The sequence below is a fragment of the Brevundimonas subvibrioides ATCC 15264 genome (assembly GCF_000144605.1).
Classification (GTDB): domain Bacteria; phylum Pseudomonadota; class Alphaproteobacteria; order Caulobacterales; family Caulobacteraceae; genus Brevundimonas; species Brevundimonas subvibrioides.
On record NC_014375.1, the window covers coordinates 3,076,232 to 3,091,988 of the forward strand.

Consider the following 15,757-nt stretch of genomic DNA (forward strand, 5'->3'; position numbering starts at 1 on the left):
GAGGCCCGCAAACCCCCTCAACGCTGTGCCCCCGCTTGCCATACGCGATGTATGCGGTTTTCCGCACAAACTGGCCAGATACGGGTGTGAAAAACTGCACGCTTCGCACTCCCGGCGAGTCTAACATCAGCCTTTACAGAGACTTGAACGGCCAAGGCCGCGCGCTTGTGCGGGGCGGAATTGCGGCCACACTCGACCGCAAGACACGGCGCAGACCGTGAAGGAAACGGCGGCCATGGTCGCAAGGGAGTTCGGGTGATCCACGCCAGCGATCGAGTGCACGAGACGGGCGTCAAGCGCGCCTGGTACCGCCACCTGTATGTTCAGGTTCTGGGCGCGATCCTGCTGGGGGGTCTGATCGGCCATTTCTTCCCGGCGTTCGGCGAGAGCCTGAAGCCGCTGGGCGATGGCTTCATCAAGCTGGTCAAGATGGTGATCGCCCCGGTGATCTTCCTGACCATCGTCACAGGCATCGCCGGCATGCGGGACCTCGGCCGGGTCGGCCGGGTGGCGGCCAAGGCCTTCGGCTATTTCCTGGTGTTCTCGACCCTGGCCCTGATCGTGGGGCTGGAGGTCGGCAATCTGGTCCAGCCGGGCCGGGGCCTGAACATCGATCCGGCCAGCCTGGATCCGGCCGCCGTGGCCCAGTATTCGACCGCCGCCCACGAGACGACGATCATCGGTTTCCTGCTGGGCGTCATCCCCGACACCTTCGTCAGCGCCTTCTCGACCGGCAACATCCTGCAGGTGCTGTTCGTCTCGGTGCTGTTCGGCATCGCCCTGGCCGGCGTCGGCGACGCGGGCAAGCCGGTCCTGACCTTCCTCGAGGCCGTCTCCAGCGCCTTCTTCAAGCTGGTTGCCATCGTCATGAAGGCCGCGCCGATCGGGGCGTTCGGGGCCTTCGCCTTCACCATCGGGGCCTACGGGATCGCCACGGTCGCCAATCTGATCGCCCTGGTCGCCACCTTCTATCTGACCGCCGCCATCTTCGTGATCGGGGTGCTGGGCCTGGTCGGGGTCGCCAACGGCTTCTCCATCTTCAAGCTGATCCGCTACCTCAAGGAGGAGCTGCTGCTGGTGCTCGGCACCTCGTCGTCGGAAGCCGCCCTGCCCAGTCTGCTGCAGAAGATGGAGCGGGCCGGGGCGTCCAAGTCGGTGGTCGGGCTGGTCGTGCCGACCGGCTATTCGTTCAATCTGGACGGCACCAACATCTACATGACCATGGCGGCCCTGTTCATCGCCCAGGCGCTGAACATCGACCTGAGCCTGCAGGACCAGATCCTGCTGCTGCTGGTGGCGATGCTGAGCTCCAAGGGCGCGGCGGGCATCACCGGCGCGGGCTTCATCACCCTGGCGGCTACGCTGGCGGTGGTCCCCTCGGTGCCGATCGCGGGCATGGCGCTGATCCTCGGCATCGACCGGTTCATGAGCGAATGCCGGGCCCTGACCAACTTCATCGGCAATGCGGTGGCCACTCTGGTCGTGGCCCGCTGGGAGGGCGAGCTGGACCGCGACGCCCTGCGCGAGGCCCTCGACGGAAAACCCCGCGCCCTGGCCGCCGCGCCCGATCCGGCCGCCGGTCCGGGAGACGATCTGGTGGTGGCGAAAGACTGAAACCGCTTCACGTGCCTGAAAACAAAAAAGACTTTGGGAGGATGAACATGAACACCAACAAGACCGCGATGCTGGCGACCACCGCCGCAGCCGCCCTGCTGAGCCTCGCGCCCGCCGCCTGGGCCCAGACGCAGACCCCGCAACAGACGCCGGCCCCCGTGCCCTCGACGACCCAGCTGTCGCAGGCGTCCCAGGCCATCGCCGACCAGGCCGAAGACGACGGTCAGGACGCCTCGTCCGTCGACGACATCGTGGTCGTCGGTTCTCAGATCCGGGGGGCCGACGTCACGGCCGCCCTGCCGGTGACGGTGCTGAGCGAAGAGCAGATCCTGGCCACCGGCGCGGTCAACGGCGACGACCTGCTGCGCTCCATCCCCCAGATGGGCGACGTGCTGTTCAGCGCGGCGAACAACCCCCAGACCTCCAACGCGGCGCGGGGCGACGTGAACTCGGTCAACCTGCGCTCGCTCGGCGTCGGCAACACCCTGGTGCTGCTGAACGGTCGCCGGATCGTCCAGCACCCGACCAGCCAGGGCACCTCCGATACCGGCACGGTGCCGGTGCTGTCCTACAACTCCAACGCCATTCCCGTGACGGGTCTGGAGCGGCTGGAAGTCCTGCTCGACGGGGCGGCCGCGATCTACGGCGCGGACGCCGTGGCCGGCGTGGTCAACACCGTGCTGCAGGACGACTTCGACGGGCTGAAGATCAACACCCAGTACGGCGGAGCGGAGGGGACCCACCTGCGCGAGTTCAACATCGGGGTCTTCGCGGGCAAGGATTTCGAGCGCGGCAATGTCTCGGCCTTCATCGACTACACCGACCGCACGGCCCTGCGCGCGGAGGACCAGCAGTACACGGCCACCGACGATCTGCGTTTCCTGTTCGCCAATGATCCCGCCTTCGGGTCCAGCCTGACCCCCGACGGCCGCAATACGCGCGGGGCCTGGGCCAACCTGGCGGTGGTCGGCGCGACGACGGCGATCCGGCGCGGGACGACGGCGCTGACCACGGCAGCCGGCGCCTTCCACATCCAGCCCACGACCCTGACCGGTTGCCTGGTGCCCAACGGCGACATCTGCCTGGGCTCGGGAGCCCTGAATTTCAACGGGGCCCAGCGCAACCTGCGCTTCGACACGGCGCCGGGCACCACCATCCAGCCCGACACCCAGCGGCTGAACCTGTTCCTGACCGGCCACTACGACCTGACGGACAGCATCACCGCCTTCGGCGAGCTGGGCTACTACACGGCCGACACCCAGCGGATCCAGCCGCCGGTGATCAACCTGAACACCCTGACCATCCCCTCGACCAACTACTGGAACCCCTTCGGGCCGGTGACCTTCGCCGACGGCCGCGCGAACCCCAACCGCATCGCGGGCCTGACCAACGTCCCCGTGCAGGGGCTGGCCATCACCCTGAACCAGTACCGGTTCGTCGACGCCGGCTATCAGCAGGTCGACGTCAGCAACTACCAGGCCCGGGCCCTCGCGGGTCTGCGCGGCGAATGGCGCGGCTTCGACTGGGAGACGGCGCTGGTCTATTCGGAGGCCGAGGCCGTCGATGAATCCGACGCGGTCAACACGACGGCGCTGCAGGCCTCGCTCGCCCTGTCGACCCCGGACGCGTACAACCCGTTCAGCGGCGGCTGCGTGGGCCAGCCCAGCTTCGGCGACTGTTCGCCCAGCTCCCAGACGGCGCTCGATGCCATCACCTTCCGCCTGAAGCGGGAATCGCGCACGACCCTGACGATGTACGACTTCAAGGTCTCGCGGGCGGACCTGTTCAGCCTGCCCGCCGGCGACGTCGGCGTGGCCTTCGGCTTCGAGGCCCGCAAGGAGAACCAGAACGACGACCGCGACGCCAATCTGGACGGCACCAATGTCTTCCGGGACTCCGTGACCGGAGCGGTCCAGCAGTCGAACGCCATCGCCGTCAGCCAGAACCCGGACACGCACGGCGAACGCACCGTGACCTCGGCCTATATCGAGTTCGCCGTGCCGCTGGTGTCGCCGGAGATGAACATCCCTCTGGTCCACAATCTGGAAGTCCAGATCGCCGGTCGCGCCGAGCACTATTCGGACTTCGGCGACGTGGCCAAGCCCAAGATCGCGGCCGCCTGGGACCTCTTCGACGGCCTGCGCCTGCGCGGCTCGTATTCCGAGGGCTTCCGGGCTCCGAACCTGGAACAGGTCAACACCGCCACCTACGGCCGCCTGTCCACCAACCCCGACTACATCCGCTGCGAGGCGGATCTGCGGGCCGGGCGCATCGCCACCTTCGGGGCCTGCTCGCGGTCGATCGGCGCGTCGCTGCTGGTCTCGGGCAACCCGGATCTTGAGCCGGAAGAGAGCAAGAACCAGTCCTACGGCGTCGTCTTCCAGCCGCAGTTCCTGCCCGCCGAATGGGGCAGCTTCACCTTCACCGTCGACCGCTGGCGGATCCAGCAGGAGAAGATCGTCGGTCTGTTCGGCGGCCCGAACGCGGTCGTGCTGGACTATGCCGAGCGGGTGCAGGGACGGTCCAATCCGCTGGTCACGCGCGCGCCGGTCAACGCCGACGACATCGCCCTGTTCGCCGGGACCGGCATCGCGCCCGCCGGTCAGATCATCTCGATCAGCGACCGGTTCGTGAACCTGCTGCCGCAGGACGTCGAGGGCCTCGACATCGGCTTCAACTGGCGTCTGCGCGGCACGCCCTGGGGCGACTTCCGGGTCAATGTCGACGCCGCCAAGCTGATCAAGTTCGGCCGCGAGGCCGGCCCGGCCGTGGACGAACTGTATGCCGCCCGAACCGCCGGCGTGATCAACGCCGCGACGCCCCTGCCCGACTCGAGCGACCTGCTGGCCCAGAACGGTCGCCCGGAATGGCGCCTGTCGGGCTCCCTGACCTGGAGCCAGGGACCGTGGCAGTTCGGGGCCTTCACCCAGTACATCTCGGCGGTGGACGAGACGGGCTTCCTCGACGCGGCCGGCAACGCCTGGGAGGTCGAGAGCCAGATCACCGGCAACCTCTATGGCCAGTACGAGTGGGAGGACGATGCCGGCCTCGCCTCCAACAGCCGCATCCGGCTGGGCGTGCGCAACATCACCAACGAGGCCCCGCCCCTCGCCTCGTCCGGCTATCTCGGCTCCCTCTATCGCCCCTATGGCCGCTACTGGTACGCCAGCCTGGCCAAGGAGTTCTGAGCCCATGTCGCGACGGCCGGGAACGATGCGTGCAGTCCTGTCGATCCTCGCCTTCGCGGGCCTGACCGGGGTGGGTGTCCCGACGCCCGCCTCGGCCCAGGCGGTCGATCCCGAGCCCGCGACCTGTCCGGCCAGCCTGCCGGAGGGCACCCGCTGTTCCTCCGGCCGGTCGGTCGACGGCGCCTGGTACTGGGTCGCCTATCCGCGCGACTGGAACGGGACCCTGGTCGTGCATGCCCACGGGGGGCCGCGCACGGGCGAGCCCCGGCGCGACGATCCGGTCGAGGACCTGGACCGGTTTTCGATGATGGTGCGCGAAGGCTATGCCTGGGCCGGATCCACCTATCGCCGGGGCGGCTATGGCGTCCGCATGGCGGCGCGGGACACCGACGATCTGCGCCAGATCGTCTGGGATCAGTTCGGCAAACCCCGGCGCACGATCCTGCACGGCCAGTCCTGGGGCGGCAATGTCGCGGCCAAGGCGGCGGAGCTCTACGCCGTCGCAGCCGACGGCAGCCGCAACTACGACGGCGTCATCCTGACCAGCGGCCTGCTGGCGGGCGGCACGCGGGGCTACACCTTCCGCGCCGACCTGCGCGCGGTCTACCAATTCTACTGCCACAACCATCCGCGCCCCTCGGAGACCCGTTATCCGTTGTGGCAGGGACTCCCCGAGGGCGCGTCCATGCCCCGCGCGGACCTGGCGGCCCGGGTCGAGGAATGCACCGGTCTCAGCCTGTCGCCCGAGACCCGCACACCGGCCCAGGCGACGGCCCTGCGCAACATCCTGTCGGTGACCGGGGTCACGGCCGACACCCTGGTGGCGCATCTGGCCTGGTCCACCACCCTGTTTCAGGACATGGTCCGGCAGCGGCTGGGCGGTGCCAATCCCTTTTCCAACGCCGGCACGACCTATGTCGGGGCGGACGACGACGTCGCCCTAAACCAGGGCGTCGAGCGGTTCGAGGCGGACCCTCGCGCCGTCGCGGCCCTGGCCTATGACGCCGACCTGACCGGCCACATCGTCCTGCCGACCGTGACGCTGCATGCGCGCTACGATCCAACCGTGTCGGTGACCCACGAAGCCATCTATGCCCGGACGGTGGGCCTGGCCGGTCGATCCGACCTGCTCAGCCAGGTGTTCACGACCGAAGCCCTGCACAGCCGTCTGAGCGCCCCGCAATACCTCGCGATCCTGGCCGCCCTGACGCACTGGCTGGACACGGGACAGCGACCGTCCGCTTCGGACGTCTCCGCCCTTTGCGCGACGTTCGTCGAGCGCTCGGCCGAGGCCTGCCTGATCGATCCCGGCTTCCGACCCCGGCTGGACACACAGTAGGGGACGGATCCCGTTAGGGGTCGCCGGTCGGGGCCCCTTCAGCCGGGGTCGGGGATGGATGAGCCCCTCTCAGAACCATCGCTCCGAACACGGCTGCGGCCTCGACGCCGCTTCCCCGACGCCCCCGGGCTGCTACTCAGGCGGCATGAGCACGGCGCGCCCCCTTCCTCCGGTCGTCTACCACCCGGCCTACAGTATGGCGCTTCCGCCCGGTCACCGTTTCCCCATGCTCAAATACGCCCGGCTGGCCCAGGTGCTCGAGGACGAGGGTCTCGTCGGGCCGGAGGGGCTCTACACGCCCGAGCCCGCCAGCTTCGACATGCTCGCCGCCGTGCACGACCCCGGCTATGTGCGCCAGGTGCTGGACGCCGCTGTTCCGCCCGAGGTCGAGCGGGTGATCGGGCTGCCGGTGACCCGCGAGGTCTCGGATCGCGTCCAGGCGGCGGTCGGCGGAACGCTGATGGCCGCACGCCTGGCGCTGCGCCATGGGCTGGCCTGCAACACCGCCGGCGGCAGCCACCATGCGGGGCCCAAGGGCGGCGCAGGCTTCTGCGTCTTCAACGACATCGCCGTGGCCGGCCGCGCGATGATCGACGCGGGCGAGATCCGGCAGGCCCTGGTCGTCGATCTGGACGTCCACCAGGGCGACGGCACCGCCTCGATCTTCGAGCATGAGCCGCGGGTCTTCACCTTCTCCATGCACGGCGAGAAGAACTATCCCGTCCGGCGGGGGCCCAGCGACCTCGACATCGACCTGCCGGACTGCACCGGCGACGACGCCTACCTGGCCGCCCTGCGTTCGGTCCTTCCCGGGCTGCTGGACCGCGTCGAGCCCGACCTCGTCTTCTACCTCGCCGGCGTCGATCCGCACGGGGAGGACCGGCTCGGCCGGCTGGGGCTGAGCAACGAAGGGCTGTCCGCGCGTGACGCCTATGTACTCGAAACCTGCCTGCCCGCCGCGCCCGTCGTCGGCGTCATCGGCGGCGGCTATGACGACGACATCGACCGCCTGGCGCGACGCCACGCCATCCTTCACCGCGCGGCCGCCGACGCCTGGCGCCGCGGCCTGGCCCGACCGGTCGTCTGAGCCATGGCCGACCCTTCGCCCCTCATCGTCACGGCGGCCCTCGACGACGGGGCGTTCGCCTGGTTCGAGGATCTGCGCCAGTCGCACTTCCCGCGCCACCGCAACAAGGTCCCGGCGCATGTGACGCTCTTTCACGCCCTGCCCGGCGAACACGAGGACGCGGTCGTGGAGACGCTGCGGGCGGCGTGCGCGCGCCGCCGTCCTGTGCAGGTGGACGTGCGGGGCCCGTGGTTCCTGGGGAACGGCGTCGCCTACCGGCTCGCTTCGACCGACCTCGAACAGCTGCGGGCCGAACTGGCGGGCGCGTTCGCACCGTGGCTCACCCGCCAGGATCAGGCCCGGTACCGGCCGCACATCACCGTCCAGAACAAGGCGGAGCCGGATGAGGCCCGCCGGCTGCTCGAGCAGCTGCAACTGGAGTTCGAGCCCTTCCCCATCTTCGCCGAAGGCCTGCTGCTCTGGCGCTATCTCGGCGGGCCGTGGGCGCTCGTCGATCGGTTCGCGTTCGACGCGGCCTGAGCCTCGAGGCGGTTGAGCGGGCACGGCACCGTCTGTGCCGACCCCTGGAGCGGGATGGTCGGCCCGGAGTCCGGGTTGCCTCGCTGTGGCTCACAGAGGACGTGGCGGCCCCGGAGGGACTCCAACCCCCGACCTCGGCTTTAGGAAAGCCTTGCTCTATGCAGCTGAGCTACGGAGCCGTTGGCCGCGTCCTAGCGGGTCACGCCCCGACGGGGAAGATGGCCCGGCGAATTCGAGCGCCACACCCGGTCTGGAACGCTCGCGCGAACCGGTCCGCCCTTGTGGTTAATCGCCCTTAAGCTACACTATGTTGGGGTGAACAAATCCCGAATCGGCCGGTGTCACTGATTCGGTCCTGATTCGTTTCGCCCCTGTTCCGGTGAGCCGCATCAGCCTGTTAAGCTCCGCTGCCCAGGAGACGCCGATGACCCTCGACACCCTGTTCAACGTCGCCAACACCGTGGCCCTGGTCGGGTGGATCGTCCTGGCGCTGGCCCCCTTACTGCGCGGCCTGGTGATCGCGGCGGCGCGCTGCATCGCCGTCGCCCTCGCCGTCACCTACAGCGTGCTTCTGGTCCAGGCGGTCGCGAATGGCGGGCTGGGCGGCGACCTGACCACCCTGTCGGGCCTGACCGAGGGATTCAGCAAGCCGGAGGCCGTGCTGGTCGGCTGGGTCCACTACCTGGCCTTCGACCTGTGGGTCGGGTCCTGGGCGATCGAGGATGCCGGCAAGCGGGGCGTGCCGCACTGGGCCATGATCCCGGTCCTGTTCCTGACCCTGATGGCGGGCCCGGTCGGGCTTCTGACCTATATGGCGGTTCGGGCGGGTCTGGCGCGTCGATCGGTCCACGACGCGGGTTGAGGAACCCCGGGCGAATCGCCACCTTATTGAAATCATGAGCGACCGCTCGACAGGCCTGCCGCCCTCCCGCGTCGTCGCGGTGCTGGGGCCGACCAATACCGGGAAGACCCATCTGGCGGTCGAGCGGATGCTGGGTCACGCCTCGGGCATGATCGGCCTGCCGCTGCGCCTGCTGGCGCGCGAGATCTACGAGCGGATCGTCAGGCAGCGAGGGGCTAATGCCGTCGCCCTGATCACGGGCGAGGAGAAGATCATCCCGTCCCGGCCCCATTTCTGGGTCTGCACCGTCGAGGCCATGCCGCTGGAGCGCGAGGTCGAGTTCCTGGCCATCGACGAGATCCAGCTGGCCGCCGACCCCGAGCGCGGCCACGTCTTCACCTCGCGCCTCCTGCACGCGCGCGGCCGGTTCGAGACCATGTTCCTGGGGGCCGCCACCATGGCTCCCCTGATGCGCCGGCTGATCCCGGACGTCGAGATCGTCACCCGCGAGCGGTTGTCCCAGCTGACCTATGCCGGGTCCAAGAAGCTGACCCGTCTGCCGAGACGGAGCGCCATCGTCGCGTTCAGCACCGAGCAGGTCTATGCCATCGCCGAACTGATCCGGCGCCAGCGCGGCGGGGCCGCCGTGGTGATGGGCTCGCTCAGCCCCCGCACCCGCAACGCCCAGGTGGCCCTGTTCCAGTCCGGCGAGGTCGACTTCCTGGTCGCCACCGACGCCATCGGCATGGGGTTGAACATGGACGTCGACCATGTCGCCTTCGCCGGGATGCGCAAGTTCGACGGCCGGCGGACCCGCTGGCTGCACGCCCACGAGATCGCCCAGATCGCCGGCCGGGCCGGTCGCCACATCCGCGACGGCACCTTCGGGGTGACGGGCGAGGCCGAGGAGCTGGACGAGGACTTGGTCGAACAGGTGGTCGAGCACCGCTTCGACCCGATCCAGGCGATCGAGTGGCGCAACGCCCGGCTGGATTTCGACACCCTGCCCGACCTGCTGCGCTCGCTGGTCCAGACGCCCGGCGTCCCGGGCCTGAAGCTGACCGGACAGGCGCTGGACGAGACCCTGTTGCGCCGGGCCCTGCAGGACGACGAGGTCAAGCGGATCGGCCGATCGCGCGGGACCATCATGCGGCTGTGGGAAGCCTGCCAGCTGCCCGACTTCCAGAAGACCACGCTGGAGGAGCACGTCCGACTGTCGCGCGACGTCTTCCACGCCCTGACCGGCAAGCACGGCCGGCTGACCGACGACTGGTTCGCGCCGCGCTTCGCCGAGGTCGATCGCGACGACGGCCAGATCGACCAACTGTCCGCGCGGCTCGCGGGGGTGCGGACGCTGAGCTATATCGCCAACCGACCGGACTGGCTGGACGGTATGAAGGGCTGGCGCGAACGGACGCGGGCGCTGGAGGACCGGCTGTCGGATGTGCTGCACGAACGGCTGACCGCGCGGTTCGTGGACCGCAAGACCACCGCCCTGATGCGATCCCTCCACGACCGCGAGGGCACGATGGCCGAGGTCGCTGACGACGGCGTGGTCAGTGTCGACGGCGAGGCGGTGGGGCATCTGGAGGGCGTGCGGTTCGCTGTGGCGGCCGGCGGCTCGGCCCTGGCCGACCGGACGCTGAAGACCGCGGCCCTGCGCGCGGTGGGGCCCGAGATCGCGCGGCGGCTGGGCAGACTGGCCGGCGATGGCGACGAGGCCTTCTCGGTCACGCCCGAGGGGGACGTGCTGTGGTCGGGGGCCCTGGCCGCCCGGATCATCAACACCGAACCGTTCAGCCCCCGCGTGCGCCTGATCGGGGATCTGGGGCCCCAGGCCGCCCGCGACCGGGCCCAGCGGCGCATCGAGGCCTGGCTGGCGGCCGAGGCCGGACGGGCGCTGCGCGACCTGCGACGCCTGAAGACGGCGATCGAGAGCGGCGCGTTGAAAGGCCTGCCGCGCGGCATCGCCTTCCGGCTGCTGGAGGCGGGCGGGGTCATCGACCGCCGCGACGTGGAGCGGGACCTGGCCGCCCTCAGTCAGGTCGAGCGGCGCACGATCAAGACCTTTGCCATCCGGGTGGGCACCCATTCGGTGTGGCTGCCGGGCGTATTGAAGCCCCGGGCCCGGGCGATGGCCCAGGCCTTCGTCGCGGACGAGCCGTTCCGGGCCAGGCCGGAGGGCCTGACCCTGTTGCCGAGCCCCGCCCCGTCCGCCCGTGCGCTGGCGGCCTTCGGCCTGCGCGCCGCTGGGCGCTGGGCCGTGCCCGTCGAGGACCTTGAACGCGCCGAGATGCTGCGGCGCGACAACAAGGGCGTCCTTTCGGACGAGGCGCTGCAGACCCTGGGCTGGACCGCCGCGGACGCGAAGGCGATCTGGGCGGCGTTGAAGGTCGTGCGGGCCCAGATGCCGGATCGGGACGGCAAGGCCCCCGTGGTCGTGAAGGATTCGCCCTTCGCCAAGCTGGCGGAACTGACGGCGAAGGCCGCCCCGCAGCGCCGCAAGCGGACACGGCGCAGGAAGGCGGCCGATTGAGCCCCGAGAGCGTCCGGATCGATGTCTGGCTGTGGCGGGCGCGGTTCGCCAAGACGCGGTCGCTGGCCGCGGCCCTGGTCGAGCGCGGCGCGGTGCGGCTGACGCATCAGGGACGGCAGACCCGGCTGGACAAGCCCAGCCGGGTCGTTCACCCGGGCGACGAGATCGTCTTCGCCCGCGACGGCCGGATCACGGTCGTGCGGGTTGAGGCCCTGGGCGAGCGGCGCGGACCCCCGGCGGAGGCCCGCGCCCTCTATGTCTCGATCGGGGATGACCCCGAGTAGAGCTTGATCGTTTGAGGTGGCCCACCTCGTGGGTCACCGAAAGCGTGCATCAAGCTCTCTTGAGCAGCCTTACTCGGCGATGTTGAACTCGCCCTCGATGTGCAGCTTCACCTCGTCGGACACGGCCGGCAGGGCGTAGTTGATGCCGAACTCCGAGCGCTTGATGGTGGCCTCGCCGTCGAAACCGGCCTTGTAGCCGCCCATGGCAGTGCCGGCCTGGTTGAACTCGACCTCGATGGTGACGGGCCGGGTGACGCCGCGCAGGGTCAGGTCGCCGACCACCGTGGCCTCATTGGCGTCGTCCGCGTCCACGGTCACCGAGCGCGACACGAAGGTGGCGGTCGGGTGGTTGGCCGTGTCGAAGAAGTCGGCGGTCTGGAGGTGGGCCTTCAGCCGGTCGTCATTGGGGGCGACGTCGGTCAGGGGAATGGTGGCGGTCAGGGTGCTGGCCGAGGGGTTGGCCGGGTCGAGGGTCAGGTCCGCCTTCACGTTCACGAACTGGCCGTAATAGGTCGAGAAGCCGAGGTGGTTGACCGACCAGGTGATCTTGCCGTGGCCGGAATCCAGCGCATAGGCACCGGCGCGGACTTCGGCGGGGTTCTGGGTCAGGGCGGACTGGGCGACGACGGCCCCACCTCCGACGAGTCCAAGGGCAAGCGCCCCGGCGACGGTGGATCGAACGAGCAGGCGACGGTTCAGCATGGGGCAAACTCCTGGAGTGGGAAAAACAGCGCTAACTGCAATCAGCACTGATGCAAATAGGCGAGCTATCGGGAAGGGCAAGGTTTATGCGTCGATCGATGCCCGCCGGATGTGTTGACAGGGGCGAGGCGCGCCTGCCATGTCCGAACGCCCGAACGGGCCTTTCGTCCATCCTTTCAAAACGCCGATTTTCCTGCCCATGACCTACATCGTCACCGACGCCTGCGTGAAATGTAAGTTCATGGACTGCATCGAGGTGTGTCCCGTGGACTGCTTCTATGAGGGGGAGAACTTCCTGGCCATCGCGCCGGACGAATGCATCGACTGCGGCGTCTGCGAGCCGGAATGCCCGGTCGACGCCATCAAGCCCGACACCGAGGATGAACCGGACGGCAAATGGCTGCAGATCAATGCCCAGTACGCGCGCGTCTGGCCCAACATCACCGTCAAGGGCACGCCGCCGGCCGATCGTGAACAGTACGAACGCGAGACCGGCAAGTTCGAGAAATACTTCAGCCCCGAGCCGGGCAAGGGCTCCTGAACGAACGCCGATCCGGGGTCCGGGATTCGGCACGGGTCGGCCTGTCTGCATGCGACGTTTTGAAATTGCCTCGTTTTGTGATAGGTTCCTTCACATTGGGTCGGGCGGATTGCGTTTTTCACGCGCCGCCCGCGTTTGCGACAGACCCTCGTCCATCGAGACGAGGTCGGCCAGAGGTTCGGTGATCCGTATCCACGTTTGACGATTGAGACAGCCCGACCGGTTCGAGTTCACCGGTCGGCGGAGCAATTGTCTTTCGTGCCTGCGTCTCGCCCGTCCCCTGCGTCCGGGAAAGGAATGACATGACCACCAAGAGCGTTCTGGAATTCAAGGTTGGCGACGCGGTCGTCTATCCGGCCCACGGGGTCGGCAAGGTCGCGGCCGTCGAGGTCCAGGAAGTCGCCGGCATGTCGCTGGAGGTTTACGTCGTGACCTTCGACCACGAGAAGATGACCCTGCGCGTCCCGACCAAGAAGGCCAAGACCGCCGGCCTGCGCTCGCTGGCGTCGGAAGACGTCGTGACCAAGGCCCTGTCGACGCTGAAGGGCCGCGCTCGCATCAAGCGCACGATGTGGAGCCGTCGCGCGCAGGAATACGAAGCCAAGATCAACTCGGGCGATCTGGTCTGCATCGCCGAGGTCGTCCGCGACCTGCACCGGGCCGACAGCCAGCCGGAACAGTCGTATTCGGAGCGCCAGCTGTACGAATCGGCTCTGGACCGGATGGCCCGCGAAGTCGCCGCCGCCAACCGCATCGACAAGGACGCCGCCGTCCAGCTGCTGTCCAAGTCGCTGAGCGCCAAGAAGGCCAACGCCCCCGTCGCCGAAGTGGCCGACGAGGATTCGGAAGCCGAAGCGGCCTGATCTGTTCAGGTCATCGCTGATCTGAGGAAGGCCCGGTGGAGACACCGGGCCTTTTTCTTTGCCTAGCCCCCCCGCAGCTCCTGCTTGACCCGTTCGGCCAGGGTCTTGATGTCCAGCGGCTTGGGCAGGAAGGACACGCCGACCTCGTCCTGCAGCAGGTCCGAAAAGTCGCTTTCGGCGTAGCCCGAGATGAACATGACCGGCGCGTCGCCGAGGAAGGGCCGGGCCTTCTTGAGCAGGGACGGCCCGTCCAGGCCCGGCATGATGACGTCCGAGATCAGCATGTCGATCTGACCGGCCCATTCCTCGGCCAGGATCAGGGCCTCCTCGCCATCGGCCGCCTCGATGACCTCATAGCCGCGCTGGCGCAGCAGCTTGGCGGCGATGCCGCGCACCGCCGCCTCGTCCTCGACGAACAGGATGCGGCCGTTGCCGGACAGGTCGCGCGGCGCGGCCTTCATCTTGATCTCGATGGGGGCGACCTCGGTCAGCTCCTGTTCGGTCGCGGCGGGCAGGAAGATGCGGAAGGCCGCGCCCGCTCCGTCGAGGTTGGTCACGCCGATGTGGCCGCCGGCCTGCTGGACGATGCCGTAGACGGTGGCCAGACCCATGCCGGTGCCCTCGTTGACCGCCTTGGTGGTGAAGAAGGGCTCGAAGATCTTGTCCAGCAGTTCGGGCGGAACGCCGGGGCCGGTGTCGGACACCTCGATCAGGGCGCTGTCGCCCGCCGGGGCCTCGCGCCAGCCGAGGGTCCGGGCCTGCTCCTGGGTCAGCCGCAGGGTGCGGATGGTGACCACCCCGGCGCCCGGCTCGACCACGCCGCGCATGGCGTCGCGGGCGTTGACGGCCAGGTTCATCACCGCCGTCTCCAGCTGGGACTTGTCGGCCAGCACGATCGGCAGGTCGCGGCCGTAGTCGGTTTCCAGCCGCACGTCCTCGCGCAGCAGGCGACGCAGCAGGACCGCGAACTCGCCGACCAGCTCGCCCAGGTCCAGACGCTCGCGCCGCACCGTCGACTTGCGCGAGAAGGCCAGCAGCTTGCGCACCAGGTCGGCGGCGCGGATCCCCGTCTGGCGGATCTGGTTGAGGCCGTCATAGGAGGGATCGCCGACCGGGTGGCGCTCCAGCAGCTCGGACAGCTGCAGCTGGATGGCGGTCAGCAGGTTGTTGAAGTCGTGTGCCACGCCGCCGGCCAGCTGGCCCACGGCCTGCATCTTCTGGGCCTGCGACAGCTGCAGCTCCATCGATTTCTGGGCGGAGACGTCGAACAGCCAGACGCGGCGCTTGTCGCCCTCCGGGGCCACATACAGGTGCAGCATCCGGTCGGGGTGGGCGCGGGCGACCAGCTCGATCGGCCCCGTCGATCCGGCGGCCATCCGCTCGCGCGCCTCGACGACACCGGTCGGATCGAACAGATGACCGAAGGCGGCGTCGCGCGCCGCCGCAGGACCGGTCAGGACCGCCAAGGCCGGGTTGCTGTCCTCGGCCCGCCCCGCGAACAGGTCCTCGCCGCCGATCACCGCCGAGCCGAACGGGGCTCCCGCAGCCATCGCCCGCCCCTCGCCCGCCTGGGCGACATAGGCATTTCCGGCCACCGGCGGCGGCGGGGTGGTCAGGGTCGCCTCGGGAGCCTCGCGGACGAGGAACCGCCCCTCCCCGGCCGGACCGATCAGGACCTCGATCTCGCGGCTGCCGATGGTCACGATGGCGCGGCCCTGCCGGCCGGACCGCGCCTGGGCGAAGGCCATGTAGAGCGCCTGGGCCGACTGGGCTCGCGGCAGGGCGACGGTCGCGCCGTTCTGCGACACCCATGCCCCGTTGAAGGCCAGGACCTGGCCTGACCCGGTGACCAGAGCCGACGGTTCGGCCATGGCGTCCAAAATCTCGACCGCCACGTCGCCGTCGGGCCGGGCGGGCTTGTGGACCTCGCGACGGCCGAAGACGAACAGGCCCACCAGGGCCACACCCGTCACCGCCATCATCAGCATCATGTGCGGCGTCGAGAGCGGGGCGGCGCGGAACATCGGCCAGGCCAGGGCGGCAATGGCGACGGTGAAGCCCGCCACCATCAGGATCAGGGTGATGTCGACCGGCGGGCTGGGGCGGGTCGATCCGGTTGTGGTCATGGGGTCGCTCCCGCGAATCGCAGGGACGAAGCATACGCGCGATCCGGCCGACTGGCGAAATGCGGGACAGGCCGCCCCCGCGCGATCGGCCGCAGCCCCGACGCGCGGGGCCTGCGC

Annotated in this window: 12 protein-coding genes and 1 tRNA gene; 10 read left to right on the forward strand and 3 right to left on the reverse strand. The window is 69.1% G+C overall.

The genetic code is table 11. The features are described 5' to 3' along the window. The first annotated feature begins 255 nt into the window (after positions 1-255). The 5 genes from BRESU_RS15015 (at position 256) to BRESU_RS15035 (ending at position 7,747) form a co-directional block, all read left to right on the forward strand. Positions 256-1,614 (forward strand): dicarboxylate/amino acid:cation symporter, encoded by a 1,359-nt coding sequence (locus tag BRESU_RS15015; protein WP_013270411.1) that lies wholly within the window; start codon positions 256-258, stop codon positions 1,612-1,614. 47 nt (positions 1,615-1,661) lie between these two features. Continuing rightward, positions 1,662-4,802, forward strand: a complete 3,141-nt coding sequence (locus BRESU_RS15020; RefSeq protein WP_013270412.1) for a TonB-dependent receptor domain-containing protein — start codon at positions 1,662-1,664, stop codon at positions 4,800-4,802. A gap of 25 nt (positions 4,803-4,827) precedes the next feature. Continuing rightward, positions 4,828-6,141, forward strand: coding sequence for an alpha/beta hydrolase family protein (locus tag BRESU_RS15025; protein ID WP_156796186.1), 1,314 nt, complete (start codon positions 4,828-4,830; stop codon positions 6,139-6,141). A gap of 145 nt (positions 6,142-6,286) precedes the next feature. Then, positions 6,287-7,228, forward strand: coding sequence for a histone deacetylase family protein (locus tag BRESU_RS15030; protein WP_013270414.1), 942 nt, complete (start codon positions 6,287-6,289; stop codon positions 7,226-7,228). 3 nt (positions 7,229-7,231) lie between these two features. Then, entirely contained in the window at positions 7,232-7,747 is a 516-nt protein-coding gene (locus BRESU_RS15035) for a 2'-5' RNA ligase family protein (RefSeq protein WP_013270415.1), read from the forward strand. A 102-nt stretch (positions 7,748-7,849) separates the two neighbouring features. On the opposite strand, the gene BRESU_RS15040 is transcribed toward BRESU_RS15035, so the two are convergent. Then, positions 7,850-7,926 (reverse strand) — tRNA-Arg (locus BRESU_RS15040). Positions 7,927-8,171: 245 nt separating this feature from the next. On the opposite strand from BRESU_RS15040, the gene BRESU_RS15045 reads away from it, so the two are divergent. The 3 genes from BRESU_RS15045 to BRESU_RS15055 are packed head-to-tail and all read left to right on the forward strand — an operon-like array spanning position 8,172 to position 11,408. Next, positions 8,172-8,609 (forward strand): ABA4-like family protein, encoded by a 438-nt coding sequence (locus tag BRESU_RS15045; protein WP_013270416.1) that lies wholly within the window; start codon positions 8,172-8,174, stop codon positions 8,607-8,609. Positions 8,610-8,643: 34 nt separating this feature from the next. Then, a complete protein-coding gene (locus BRESU_RS15050) occupies positions 8,644-11,124 on the forward strand; it encodes a helicase-related protein (RefSeq protein WP_013270417.1) in 2,481 nt (826 codons plus the stop codon). Then, positions 11,121-11,408 carry an RNA-binding S4 domain-containing protein gene (locus tag BRESU_RS15055; protein ID WP_013270418.1) on the forward strand — a complete coding sequence of 96 codons (288 nt, stop codon included), beginning with the start codon at positions 11,121-11,123 and terminating at the stop codon, positions 11,406-11,408. The genes BRESU_RS15050 and BRESU_RS15055 overlap by 4 nt, the downstream gene beginning before the upstream one ends. 69 nt (positions 11,409-11,477) lie before the next feature. Here BRESU_RS15055 and BRESU_RS15060 read toward each other — a convergent pair whose 3' ends face one another. Then, positions 11,478-12,110, reverse strand: a complete 633-nt coding sequence (locus BRESU_RS15060; protein ID WP_013270419.1) for a YceI family protein — start codon at positions 12,108-12,110, stop codon at positions 11,478-11,480. Positions 12,111-12,309: 199 nt separating this feature from the next. On the opposite strand from BRESU_RS15060, the gene fdxA reads away from it, so the two are divergent. Beyond that, on the forward strand, positions 12,310-12,651 hold the full coding sequence (gene fdxA / locus BRESU_RS15065) for a ferredoxin FdxA (RefSeq protein ID WP_041762782.1): 342 nt from the start codon (positions 12,310-12,312) through the stop codon (positions 12,649-12,651). A 302-nt stretch (positions 12,652-12,953) separates the two neighbouring features. Beyond that, a complete protein-coding gene (locus tag BRESU_RS15070) occupies positions 12,954-13,514 on the forward strand; it encodes a CarD family transcriptional regulator (protein ID WP_013270421.1) in 561 nt (186 codons plus the stop codon). 62 nt (positions 13,515-13,576) lie between these two features. On the opposite strand, the gene cckA is transcribed toward BRESU_RS15070, so the two are convergent. Continuing rightward, entirely contained in the window at positions 13,577-15,640 is a 2,064-nt protein-coding gene (cckA, locus tag BRESU_RS15075) for a cell cycle histidine kinase CckA (RefSeq protein WP_013270422.1), read from the reverse strand. Between the last annotated feature and the right edge of the window lie 117 nt (positions 15,641-15,757).

Excerpts from the sequence above, each read along its gene's own strand:
- BRESU_RS15045 (WP_013270416.1), top strand. The coding sequence starts at position 8,172 with ATGACCCTCGACACCCTGTTCAACGTCGCCAACACCGTGGCCCTGGTC.
- fdxA (WP_041762782.1), top strand. The coding sequence starts at position 12,310 with ATGACCTACATCGTCACCGACGCCTGCGTGAAATGTAAGTTCATGGAC.
- BRESU_RS15050 (WP_013270417.1), top strand. The coding sequence starts at position 8,644 with ATGAGCGACCGCTCGACAGGCCTGCCGCCCTCCCGCGTCGTCGCGGTG.
- BRESU_RS15070 (WP_013270421.1), top strand. The coding sequence starts at position 12,954 with ATGACCACCAAGAGCGTTCTGGAATTCAAGGTTGGCGACGCGGTCGTC.
- BRESU_RS15035 (WP_013270415.1), top strand. The coding sequence starts at position 7,232 with ATGGCCGACCCTTCGCCCCTCATCGTCACGGCGGCCCTCGACGACGGG.
- BRESU_RS15030 (WP_013270414.1), top strand. The coding sequence starts at position 6,287 with ATGAGCACGGCGCGCCCCCTTCCTCCGGTCGTCTACCACCCGGCCTAC.
- BRESU_RS15025 (WP_156796186.1), top strand. The coding sequence starts at position 4,828 with ATGCGTGCAGTCCTGTCGATCCTCGCCTTCGCGGGCCTGACCGGGGTG.
- BRESU_RS15020 (WP_013270412.1), top strand. The coding sequence starts at position 1,662 with ATGAACACCAACAAGACCGCGATGCTGGCGACCACCGCCGCAGCCGCC.
- cckA (WP_013270422.1), bottom strand. The coding sequence starts at position 15,640 with ATGACCACAACCGGATCGACCCGCCCCAGCCCGCCGGTCGACATCACC.
- BRESU_RS15060 (WP_013270419.1), bottom strand. The coding sequence starts at position 12,110 with ATGCTGAACCGTCGCCTGCTCGTTCGATCCACCGTCGCCGGGGCGCTT.